Below are 11,490 nucleotides of genomic sequence, written 5' to 3'. Positions count from 1 at the left end.
AACGCTTTGCCAGCGCCATGGGATTGCGAACTTACGCCAGAAAGCGTAGCTTATTAGCCATATATTCTACAAGTAAACGAGATTCGGCAATTCTATGCTTAAGAACAAAGAAACCCTCATACAAATCGACAAAATTGACCGGCGTATTCTGGAACAGATACAAAAAGATGCGTCCTTAACCAACCAGCAGCTCGCCGAAAAAGTGGGGCTATCTCCGTCACCCTGCCTCAGACGGGTGCGCGCCCTTGAAGAAGCCGGCATTATTGTGCGCACGGTTACCGTGCTTGATCACAAAAAGCTTGGCCTTTCGCTGACTGCAATCATTCTCATCGGGATGGACAGACACACCCCCGAGCGCTTTGCCGCATTTGAAGAGCAGGTAAGCGAATTCCCGGAAATTCTCGAATGCTATCTGGTGACAGGTCACGATGCCGATTATATGTTGAAGGTGGTGGTGCCAGACATGGATCACTACCACCACTTTCTGCTTAACCGCATTACCCGGATTCCGGGGGTAAGCGGTGTTCACTCGAGCTTCGTCTTGAAGCGAGTGCTAGACAGCACCGCCCTGCCCCTGGGCTATTTATCCTGATACCACATTCGCTATCTGTACCTTGTGCGGCAGGCTCCGTACAATAAACACCACTTTACGAAACATCCTTCTACGAAACACCAATGAACGGAAACCACAATGCGAGCAAGCCGTTATCTGATTGCAACCCAGAAAGAGACACCGTCTGACGCGGAGGTTATAAGCCACCAGTTGATGCTGCGTGCAGGTATGATCCGAAAGCTGGCAGCCGGCCTTTACACCTGGCTACCCATGGGCTTGAGAACCTTGCGCAAGGTTGAACGGATTGTTCGGGAAGAAATGGACAAAAGCGGCGCTCAGGAAGTTCTGATGCCAGCAGTTCAGCCCGCAGAGCTTTGGCAAGAGTCTGGCCGCTGGGAAGAATACGGCGGTGAACTGCTGCGCATGAACGACCGCCACGGCCGTGAGTTCTGCTTCGGTCCTACCCATGAAGAAGTGATTACTGATCTGATCCGCAATGAGCTGAAAAGCTACAAGGAATTGCCTGCCAACTTCTATCAGATCCAGACCAAATTCCGTGATGAGCGCCGCCCACGCTTTGGCGTTATGCGCGCCCGTGAGTTCATCATGAAGGATGCCTATTCCTTCCATATAAATGCCGACTCGCTGGATGAGACCTATCAGGTAATGCATCGCACCTATTGCGCCATCTTTGACCGCTTGGGCTTGAATTACCGCCCGGTACAGGCTGACTCAGGCGCTATTGGAGGCAGTGCTTCCCATGAATTCCACGTACTCGCAGATTCTGGCGAAGACGATATCGTATTCAGTACAGACAGCGACTATGCGGCAAATATTGAAAAGGCCGAAGCGGTAGCTCCAGCGGGAGAGCGAGCGGCTCCCGCTGAAGAGATGACGCAAATTGCAACACCGGATCAACGCACTATTGATGCCATTTCCGAGTTTTTGAATATCGATGCTACCCGCACGGTGAAAACCCTGCTGGTTAAAGCAGAAGCCGATGAAGAAGGCAACGCGGGCCTCATCGCCTTGATTTTGCGTGGCGACCACACCCTGAACGAGATCAAGGCAGAGAACCTGAAAGGCGTGGCAGAACCTCTGACCATGGCGACCGATGAAGAGATCGAGTCCGCTGTTGGCTGCAAAGCCGGCTCCATCGGCCCGGTAAACCTGAAAGTCCCGGTTATCGTGGACCGCAGCGCAGCGCACCTTGCAGATTTTGTATGTGGCGCAAACAAAGAAGGCTACCACCTGACGGGCGTAAACTGGGAGCGTGATCTGCCACTGGACCGGGTTGAAGATATCCGTAATGTTGTGGAAGGCGACGCCAGCCCGGACGGCAAAGGCACTCTGGAGATTCGCAGAGGCATTGAGGTTGGGCATATCTTCAAGCTGGGCAACAAGTACAGCACGGCAATGAACGCCACAGTACTGGATGAGAACGGCAAAACCGTAATCATGGACATGGGTTGTTACGGGATTGGTGTTTCTCGCATTGTGGCGGCTTCTATTGAGCAGAACCACGATGACAAAGGCATTATCTGGCCAGATGCCATCGCTCCCTTCCAGGTGGCAATCGTTACGCTGAATGCCCACAAAACACCCGCAGTGGCGGAAGCCGGCGAGAAGCTCTACGAACAGTTGCAGCAAGCTGGTTATGATGTGCTACTGGACGACCGTAAAGAGCGCCCTGGCGTAAAGTTTGCCGATATGGAGCTGATGGGCATTCCCCACCGATTTGTTATTTCTGATCGTGGGCTAGCTGCCGGTACGTTGGAATATAAGGGCCGCAGAGACGCTGACAAGCAGGACATTGCAATTGAAGAGGCTCTGCCTGTTCTTGCCAAGGCATCACCACAAAAAGGCTGAAGTAAGCGGAAGTAACCAAGCGGGGTTCAAGGCCTGAAACATGGCCTTGGACTACTGTTAGCATGTGTGGGGCTGGACGTTGTTTGAGACTGTCAGCCCCCTACAATTCCTGGCTCCATTTCCAAAGCCACGCCAAAACGTTCCCGCACTGACTCGCGAATCTCTGAAGCCAAATCCAGCACATCCTTCCCTGTCCCGCCGGAATGATTTATCAAAACCAGTGCTTGCCGGTTATGAACACCCACGGTGGCATTCCGAAAGCCCTTCCAACCGCATTGGTCAATCAGCCAAGCGGCTGCGAGCTTTACGGTCTCAGCCTGCGGATAACCAACTACGTCGGGATACATAGCTTGTAGTTCTTCAAACTTCCCGGCTGGGACCACGGGATTTTTAAAAAAACTGCCTACGTTAGGAATTATCTCAGGGTCTGGCAATTTTCGACGGCGCACTGCCATTACCGCTTCAGCCACGGTCAGTGCATCCAGATCCTGCGAGGCCGCATCCCCAAAGTATTCTTCCAGATCTCGGTATCCAAGCTTTAGAGGTTTGGTACGGGACAAACGAAGCCTGATCTCGGTAATGATGTAACGCCCGGGTGAGCGTTTGAACAGGCTATCCCGGTAGGCAAAGCCGCACTCTGCGTTATCAAGACAAACCAGTTGAGCAGAATCGCGATCCCAGGCTGTTACCGAAATTAGCGTATCGCATAGTTCTACGCCGTAAGCACCTATATTTTGTACTGGTGCAGCACCCGCCGTTCCGGGAATAAGCGCCAGGTTCTCTATGCCCTTGTAACCAGATCCAGCCGCATAGAGAACCGCCTCATGCCAGCTCTCGCCAGCTCCCAGAACCAGGGTAGCGCCAGTGTCGTCTACCTGCTCCCAGTATCGGGCTGCTATTCGCACGCGAATCACCAGGCCATTAAAGTCTCCGGCAAAAACCAGATTACTGCCACTTCCGAGGACCAGTGTCTGGTGGCCATTTTCGCGGGCCCATGCCAGTGCGCTGCGCAAGTCGTCCAGGCTTTCGACATCCATGTAGTATTTTGCTGTAGCGGACACGCTCAGGGTGTTGAGTTTCAAAAGCCCCACGCTCTCCTGAAGTTCCGCTCCAAAACTCACGCCATGCGCTCCTGAATATCCCGTAGCAGGCCCTCGCCGGCATCCTGAATCAGATCAAGCACATGCTCAAAACCCTCTTCACCACCATAATAAGGGTCAGGAACTTCAGTGAGGTCTGAGCTGCCGTATTCCAGAAAAAGCGTCGGTTTAGTGCCTCCATTCTGGTGCCATATATCCTTTACATCAGCCAGATTCTGACGGTCCATTACGATTATATAGTCGAAGGTGTCCAGATCTTTTTCTGTAAACTGACGCGCTTTAAGAGCACTAATATCAACGCCACGGTTGTTGGCAGCTGAAATTGAGCGGGCATCAGGCCCCTTTCCTATGTGCCAGTTACTGGTTCCGCAGGAGTCGATGAAAACCTTGTCCTGCAATCCAGCTTGTTGCACCAGCTTCCGAAACAGCCCCTCTGCGGTTGGCGACCGACAAATATTACCAAGACACACAAAAAGGACACTGACCTGCTTACTCATGCCTTACTTTCTCCTGTTTCAACCGACTTAGCCATCCAGGCTCTTACCCGCTGTAAGTCAGCCTCTGTATCAACGCCCGCCGGCGGCGTTCCAGCGGCCACTTCAACATGAATGCGCGCCCCGTTATACAAGGCTCTTAGCTGCTCCAGGGACTCCGCCTGTTCGGTAGGCGCAGGCGGCCAGGAAACGAACTGACTCAGAACGCGCGCACGGTAACCATAAATACCAATATGGCGGAAATACCCGGTGCCATCCTTAAGGGCGGCTCCCGCATTGGGCGATGCAAGGTTATCTTTTCCAAAATCACTCCAGTGATCCCGTGCCCAGGGGATTGGCGCCCGGCTGAAGTAATGGGCCATCCCCTCTGCATCAAACACAACCTTTACCACGTTGGGGTTGAACACATGTTCGATGTCATGGAGCCGCTCACAGAGCGTTGAAATTGCCGCCTCCGGATAGCGCTCCAGGTTTTCAGCCACCTGATCAATCAATGCCGCCGGAATCAAGGGTTCATCTCCCTGCACGTTCACCACACGGTGATCAGGATCCAACCCGAGTTGGCGTACTACCTCCTCAAGGCGATCAGTACCACTAACATGGTTGGGAGACGTCATGACGACTTCAGCGCCAAAAGCTTCACAGGCGGCCTGGATACGCGAATCATCCGTAGCAACAACCACGCGGCTTGCCCGGCTTTCTGAAGCACGCTCACACACGTGCTGAATCATGGGCTTGCCTGCAATATCCAGCAGCGGTTTACCAGGTAACCGGGTAGAGGCATAACGAGCTGGAATCACAACCGTAAAAGACATGGGACTTCAATCCTGCAGAGAGCTTACTCAGTTTTTGTGAAGACGTTCATCGGTGCTTAAAGTGCGCGCCTCAGTGGCCAGCATAACCGGGATACCCTCGCGGATCGGAAATGCCATGGCGTCCGCAAAGCACGTCAGTTCGGTTTTTGCGTCATTCAATTTCAGCTCGCCCTTGCATACCGGGCAAGCAAGCAGAGCCACGAGTTTTTTGTCCATAGTGCTATCTCACTGACAGTTAGGAAGCAGGCGTTCCGGAGCTCGCCCGCAATTTTTCAAGAACAGCCGCTTTAAACGCCTCAGGCAATGTTGCTTCAACATGAAGCACCCAGGCATTGTCCGGTGCAAAACTGCTGCATTTAACGCCATCTTTAGCCGTCATCACCAGCATGTGACCAGATTCGGATCCAAGATCTTCCGGGCGGAAACGATGATGATCAGGAAAAGGCACAGCAATCAACTTTGCGCCAAGGCCTTTGAGCGTATCAAAAAAACGTGTAGGGTTTCCTATACCCGCTATGGCACGGATCTTTTGCCCCTGCAGGCTTTCGGGAGAGCGGGTTTCACCGGTTTTGAGATTTACCAGGCGCGTTGGCTGAAGCTTCATGGCATACAAGTGTGGGTGCTGGATGCCCGCCAGTGCTTCCGGAGGCACCCGCCCCGTCTCATCTGCAGAGATTGCGCCGTTAACGATCACAAAATCAACCGAATCCAACCGGCTTACCTGCTCCCGCAATGGACCTACAGGTATCAAGGCACCGTTGCCTACTCCGCGGGCACCATCAAATACTGATAGTTCGATATCCCGTGGTAGCTTGTAGTGCTGCAGGCCATCATCGCTGATCAGTACATCGCCTAGCGCATTGTCGAGCACAAACGCAGCACCTCTGCGTCTGTCTGGGTCAACAATCACTGGTACGCCGGTTGCCTGAGCCAGCATAACCGGCTCGTCTCCTGCAAGAGAAGGCAAGGTATCCGGGGTTACCAAAAGCGGGTGGTCAGGCGCTCTGCCTCCGTATCCGCGACTAAGAACCACGGGATGCCAGCCTTCAGTTTTCATAGTGCTGACCAGCCAGGCCGTTAACGGCGACTTACCCGTACCGCCAGCTGTGATGTTACCCACCACCACGACCGGAACCGGCAGCTTTTCGGTATAAGCCGTTATCGCTTTGCGCCGCCGCGCTTCAGCAATAACCCGATAGAGCCACGAAAGCGGTGACAGCAAGGCCAAGGGGCGGCCTTTGCCATACCATAGGCGATCGACAAGGGATGTCATGAGTGTTCACTAAACTGCATTTGATGCAGCTGGGCATAAGCGCCTTTCTTGGCAAGAAGCTCTTCATGGCGACCGGATTCAACAATACGGCCGTTGTCCATAACCAATATTCTGTCAGCGCTCTCAATGGTTGAAAGCCTGTGGGCAATAACCAGTGTGGTTCGGCCCTGAATAACGGTTTCCAACGCCTTCTGAATATGGCGCTCAGATTCAGTATCCAAAGCGGAGGTGGCTTCATCCAGGATCAGAATTGGGGCATCTTTCAGCAAGGCCCTTGCAATAGCCAGTCTTTGCCGCTGCCCACCTGAGAGCATCACACCGTTATCACCAATCATGGTGTCGAGCCCTTCAGGCATTCGGTCGATAAACTCCAACGCGTGGGCTTTGGCCGCCGCTTCACGTATTTCTTCCCGGCTGCAATCCCGAAGCGCGCCATAGGCAATGTTGGCGGCAATCGAATCGTTAAACAGCACCACGTTCTGCGTCACCAGTGCAATCTGGCTTCGCAAGGCTTTCAGGGAAAAATCTTTGAGGGAGTGCCCATCAATGCGGATATCACCACCGGTATATTCATAAAACCTGGGCAGCAGGCTCACAAGGGTTGATTTACCGCTACCGGAGCGTCCCACCAGAGCCACACTCTGCCCCGCGGGAATATCAACAGAGATACCCTCCAGCACATTGTCAAGTTGATCACGGTAGCGAAAAGACATGTCATCAAATTCAATATTGCCTTCCACACGCTCGGGGGCAAAAGTGCCAGGATCCTGCTCGGGGGCCTCATCGATGGTTTCAAACACATCGTAGGCCGCTGCCACACCCTTCTGTATTTGCGCGTGAACAGAAGTCACCTGACGTATCGGCTTGGCCATGGTAGTGGCTGCAGTAATGAAGGCAACCAACTGACCAGTGCTCATCTCGCCCCGTATCTCCGGGGACAACATGGTCCATACAAGCGCGGCTATTGCCACTGCCACCAAGGTCTGAATCACCGGAACACTGATCGCCTGGGTTGACGCCATCTTCAGGCTTTGCTTCAGGTTTCGATCGTTAACCTTCTGAAAACGTTGCTGTTCATACTCCACGCCACCAAAGGTTCGAACAACCCGATACCCGGTAATGGACTCAGAAGCCACGTGGGTTATGTCACCCATCGAACCCTGAATGCGCTGGCTGATTTTACGAAAACGCTTGCTGGCATAACTCACAACCGCCCCGATCAGCGGCCCAACTGCGAGGAATATCAGGGTCAATTTCCAGTTGGTATACAGCATAAAGCTGAGTAGGCCGACGATTGTCAGACCTTCCCTTAGGGTTATGGTGACGGCATTGGTAGTGGCTTCCGCCACCTGTTCTACGTTAAACGTGAGCTTGGACACCAGCCTTCCGGCAGCGTTTTCGTCAAAATACCGGGATGGAAGGGTCATCAACCGGTTGAACACATCCGTGCGGAGGGAGTTGATAACCTGTCGGCCAACATAGCTGATGAAATACTGGCTCAGGAAAGTCCCAATTCCACGGAAGGTAAACATACCTATGATCAAGGCGGTCAGCAAAATGCGGTTTTGTTCAGTGGGATTTTCGATGGCCGCTATAACATATTCCATGGCAGCGGCCATGCCCGTAGAGGCCGCTGCATAAATAATGTTACCGACAACCGCAAGCGAGAACGCCAGCCAAAACGGTTTTACATACGCCAACAAGCGCTTGTAGGTTTCCCAACTTTCGCCAGGTTTAACCGGTTTGGGTTCTGTTGGCGGAACAGCCTGGCTCACTGGGTTTCTGCCTCGCGTTCTGTCGTAATACTGAGCTTTGCAAAACCAAGGCGCCCGGCAACATCCATAGCTCTGACCACATATTCATGGGGCGTTCGGGCATCTGCTGTAATTACGAATGGCAAGGCCGTATCGCCTGCAGCCAGCTCACTCACTCCCCGCTCAAGCGTCTCACGACGATTATTCACGAGCGCTTTATCGTTGAGTATGTACTGGCCTTCAGCATTGATTACAACGTCAATCTGCCTCACTTCGGATGCGGCAGACGGCTCACCGCTGGCCTCTGGCAGTACCACCTGTAAGTGGCTTTCCCGGGTGAAAGTCGTTGAGACCATAAAGAAAATCAGCAGCAGGAACACCACATCGATCAGCGGCGTCAGGTCTACCCCAACTTCCTGGCTTCTCTGGCGTGTGAACTTCACGGCGTTCAGGCCCCTTCTACGTCGATTTCACGGTCACCGTGCACAACTTCAACCAGCTTGATAGCTTCCTGCTCCATCCCCACCACCAGCTCATCTACCCGGCGGATAAAATAACGGTGACAAATCAGTGCAGGAATAGCGATGCTCAGCCCGGCCGCAGTGGTTATCAAAGCTTCGGAGATGCCCCCCGCGAGGTTGCCTGCATTACCCACACCTGCAAGCTGGATTTCAGCAAACACCTTGATCATGCCAATCACAGTACCAAGAAGACCAAGCAATGGTGTAATGGTCGCAACTGTGCCTAAAGGATTCAAAAAGCGCTCCAGTTCGTGAATTACCTGAGTAGCTTCATGCTCAATACTCTCCTTCATAATCTCACGGCCATGTTTGGCATTCATGAGACCCGCCGCAAGTACGCGGCCCAAGGGTGATGAGCCTTGCAGTGCCTTCAGCTTGCGACTATTAAGCTCTTTTTTCTTGATCCAGCGCCAGAGTTCATTAATGGTCTGCGGCGGTGCGACACGTGACGCCCGAAGCGTCCAGAAACGTTCCAGAATAATCGCGAGTGCCAGGATGGAACAGGCAACAATTGGCACCATAAGAATGCCACCAGCTTTCAACAGCTCGAACACGCTTGATCTCCCTGATTGTTAACAAGCCGCGCTACTTTAGCATAGCTGCAGGTCGAGGCTACACCCGCAATGTCACGGTATTTTACACTCGGCCCTGGTAAGACCCGGGCCGCCAATCCAGAAGGGCGCGGAGTGACGGGCTTCGATGGTTTTTACAGTGCCACTGTCCAGGGTCAACACTAACCCGCCCGAGCAGGCAGTGTTGAACGCTGTTGCGCCCGCACTCCGGTAGCGCGCCGTTACATCCTTGTGGGGATGCCCGTATCGATGCCGGTATCCAGCCGTGTAGATCACCACGTCGGGTTTCAGTTCATCAACCCAAGCTCTGGATGACGACGTTTTACTGCCATGGTGCGGCGCGATAACAACACGTTCACGGGGCTGACTTTTGGCCGCAAGGTTACGGGATACTCTAAGATATTTCGCCTCAACACGGGAACTGATATCACCAGGAAACACCCATTCTGCTTCCATACCCCGCCGGGCGGTAAGAACACAGGATGCGTCATTACCTTTTAACTCGCCTTTTGCACGCCAAAACGAGAGTGCCAACTCACCGCCCAACTCGTCCTCGCCCCCACACTCAACGATGCTTACCGCCCCTGCCCGCTTCAGCTTGTCACGAACAGCCTTTGGCTCGCCTGTCACAATATGGCCAACGTCAAAATGCTCCAGTATCTGGTTAATCCCGCCGGAATGATCATTGTCGGCATGGCTTATAACCAGCGTGTCGATGCGCGCTACCCCCAAGGCTTTGAGATTGGGTATCAGGACGGACTCTGCAGCAGAAAACACACCTTCAACTTCAGGGCCTGTGTCATAGAGCAACACCTGGTCGCCTGCCCTCAACATGGCTGAGAGGCCCTGACCAACATCCCAAACCCGGACTTCGGGCTCAGCAAGGTGCGGATTATCAGGCCTCTCCTGGAAACTCGCTGCAACCACCCAGGTCGCCACAATAGCAACCCCAACCACCTGGAATGTCCGAATCGGCACCAATGCAGTTAACAGCACCAATATGGCAAACCCGATAATTTCCAGGGTGCTGCCATAGAGATCGGGCCAACTCATGTTGGCAACCCCGCCAAGAAATCTCCAAAGGACGTCAAGCAGCGCATCCATCAACGGGACAATCAGCCCTGTCAGAGCCGGAAACAGGGCGACAGCAATCCCACCAATGAGAAGTACTGGCATGAGCACGAGAGAAACCCAGGGAATAGCTGAAATATTCGCCAGCAGGCCAGCAACTGGCTGCCCCTGGCCGACCAGCTCAAGCAGTGGCCAAAGCCCGGCAAACACAGCGACCTGAGCAATAAACAGGCCGGCCAGCCAGCCTGTACCTCCCAGCCGACCCGCAAAAACACACATGAGGACAGAGACGGCTCCAAAGGATAGCCAGAACCCTTGGTCCAGGGGCGCAAAAGGGTCAAACAGGAGTACAGCCCCAAGCGCAATCACAAGCGAGTGCCAAACAGGCACCTGCCAGGCGTTCAAGAGATACCAGCTACCAACGGCCACCATAATAAGGGCTCTGCGGGTTGGCACCGTGAATCCTGCCGCTAATGCATACAACAGACTACAAACAAGCACCACAGCAAACACTGTTACGCGAACAGAGCGTTCGCTGAGCCGGGTCGACGACACTGCCAATAGAACACGACGAGCTGCAAACCCTGCGCCCAAAGCAACCAGCCCCAAATGTAGCCCCGATATAGCCACCAGATGTATGGTTCCCGTTGCCTTTAGCACATCCCAATGTTCCGAAGACAAATGCCCACGGTTGCCGATCAGCAACGAGGCGATTAATGCTAGGTGACGGGCCTCGGCAAACTGACTGTCTACCCAATCCGCCAGTCGGGCATGAAGGCGATGATACTGGCACTCTGGCGTACAAACGACAGATGGATCAGGAATCGCACTGCGCACACTACCTGTTGCACGATACCCCTTGCGGAACAGCCAGTCTTCGTAGCGGAAACCCTCAGGATTCAGTGTGCCGTGGGGATTTTTCAAAACTACGTCAAGTCGCAGGCGATAATCCGGAAGCACAAGATCGGGCTTACCATACCAGGCAAGACGCAATGTCGTGGGCAGTGAATCATAAGCCTCTGGGGTCAGTGAAAGCCCGTACCAGCGAGTCACGCAAAAGCTGAAGCGGATGCTGTTAAAACTTCCAACAGAAGGGAGGTCGCAAATATAACCCGAAACCTGGGTGCGATCCCCCTCAAGCCCCTCGGGGAGCCTGTGTTCCAGACGATCGCTGGCCCACAAAAATGCCCAGGCGATACCTAATGCCATGCCAATTACAAGCGCCCGGAATGATCCGGGCAGCATCCTGCGAAAGGGCAAAAACCACAACAAAGCCGGGATTATGGCCAGGAGCAGGCATACTTGAGCTGGCAACACCGCCAACCTATAAAGTAAGATAACGCCGCAGGAAAAAGCGAAAACGCCTATTACTGTAGAGCTTCCGGACAATCCGTGTCCTCCCGATGACCTTATCCGTCGGCGACTTCCTTGACGCCGGATGTTTCATTCTACTCGAAGGTAGAGCATT

General features: G+C 53.6%; 11 protein-coding genes. 2 read left to right on the top strand and 9 right to left on the bottom strand.

The window, feature by feature from the left end:
* Window positions 1-94: 94 nt before the first annotated feature.
* On the top strand, window positions 95-592 hold the full coding sequence (locus FFI61_RS04590; RefSeq protein ID WP_200369417.1) for an Lrp/AsnC family transcriptional regulator: 498 nt from the start codon (window positions 95-97) through the stop codon (window positions 590-592).
* Between the two features lie 99 nt (window positions 593-691).
* On the top strand, window positions 692-2,422 hold the full coding sequence (locus tag FFI61_RS04585) for a proline--tRNA ligase (RefSeq protein ID WP_200369416.1): 1,731 nt from the start codon (window positions 692-694) through the stop codon (window positions 2,420-2,422).
* 92 nt (window positions 2,423-2,514) lie between these two features.
* Here the strand turns inward: FFI61_RS04585 and murB are convergent, their stop codons facing one another.
* The 9 genes from murB to FFI61_RS04540 all read right to left on the bottom strand — a co-directional run bounded on the left by murB (window position 2,515) and on the right by FFI61_RS04540 (window position 11,411).
* Window positions 2,515-3,543 carry a UDP-N-acetylmuramate dehydrogenase gene (murB, locus tag FFI61_RS04580; RefSeq protein WP_200369415.1) on the bottom strand — a complete coding sequence of 343 codons (1,029 nt, stop codon included), beginning with the start codon at window positions 3,541-3,543 and terminating at the stop codon, window positions 2,515-2,517.
* Window positions 3,540-4,019: a low molecular weight protein-tyrosine-phosphatase gene (locus FFI61_RS04575; RefSeq protein WP_200369414.1), complete on the bottom strand. Its 480-nt coding sequence runs from the start codon at window positions 4,017-4,019 to the stop codon at window positions 3,540-3,542. The genes murB and FFI61_RS04575 overlap by 4 nt, the downstream gene beginning before the upstream one ends.
* A complete protein-coding gene (gene kdsB, locus FFI61_RS04570) occupies window positions 4,016-4,831 on the bottom strand; it encodes a 3-deoxy-manno-octulosonate cytidylyltransferase (protein WP_200369413.1) in 816 nt (271 codons plus the stop codon). The genes FFI61_RS04575 and kdsB overlap by 4 nt, the downstream gene beginning before the upstream one ends.
* A 27-nt stretch (window positions 4,832-4,858) precedes the next feature.
* Window positions 4,859-5,047 carry a Trm112 family protein gene (locus tag FFI61_RS04565; RefSeq protein ID WP_200369412.1) on the bottom strand — a complete coding sequence of 63 codons (189 nt, stop codon included), beginning with the start codon at window positions 5,045-5,047 and terminating at the stop codon, window positions 4,859-4,861.
* A gap of 19 nt (window positions 5,048-5,066) precedes the next feature.
* Entirely contained in the window at window positions 5,067-6,104 is a 1,038-nt protein-coding gene (gene lpxK / locus FFI61_RS04560) for a tetraacyldisaccharide 4'-kinase (RefSeq protein ID WP_200369411.1), read from the bottom strand.
* Window positions 6,101-7,879, bottom strand: coding sequence for a lipid A export permease/ATP-binding protein MsbA (gene msbA, locus FFI61_RS04555; protein WP_200369410.1), 1,779 nt, complete (start codon window positions 7,877-7,879; stop codon window positions 6,101-6,103). The genes lpxK and msbA overlap by 4 nt, the downstream gene beginning before the upstream one ends.
* Window positions 7,876-8,301, bottom strand: coding sequence for an ExbD/TolR family protein (locus tag FFI61_RS04550; protein WP_200200928.1), 426 nt, complete (start codon window positions 8,299-8,301; stop codon window positions 7,876-7,878). The genes msbA and FFI61_RS04550 overlap by 4 nt, the downstream gene beginning before the upstream one ends.
* Window positions 8,302-8,306: 5 nt before the next feature.
* Window positions 8,307-8,933 carry a MotA/TolQ/ExbB proton channel family protein gene (locus FFI61_RS04545; protein ID WP_200200929.1) on the bottom strand — a complete coding sequence of 209 codons (627 nt, stop codon included), beginning with the start codon at window positions 8,931-8,933 and terminating at the stop codon, window positions 8,307-8,309.
* A gap of 72 nt (window positions 8,934-9,005) precedes the next feature.
* Complete coding sequence (locus FFI61_RS04540; protein ID WP_265092082.1) at window positions 9,006-11,411, bottom strand: DNA internalization-related competence protein ComEC/Rec2; 2,406 nt, start codon at window positions 11,409-11,411, stop codon at window positions 9,006-9,008.
* Between the last annotated feature and the right edge of the window lie 79 nt (window positions 11,412-11,490).

The organism is Marinobacter sp. DY40_1A1, from assembly GCF_016597815.1.
Lineage (GTDB): Bacteria > Pseudomonadota > Gammaproteobacteria > Pseudomonadales > Oleiphilaceae > Marinobacter > Marinobacter xiaoshiensis.
This window is presented reverse-complemented; position numbering and strand designations above follow the sequence as displayed.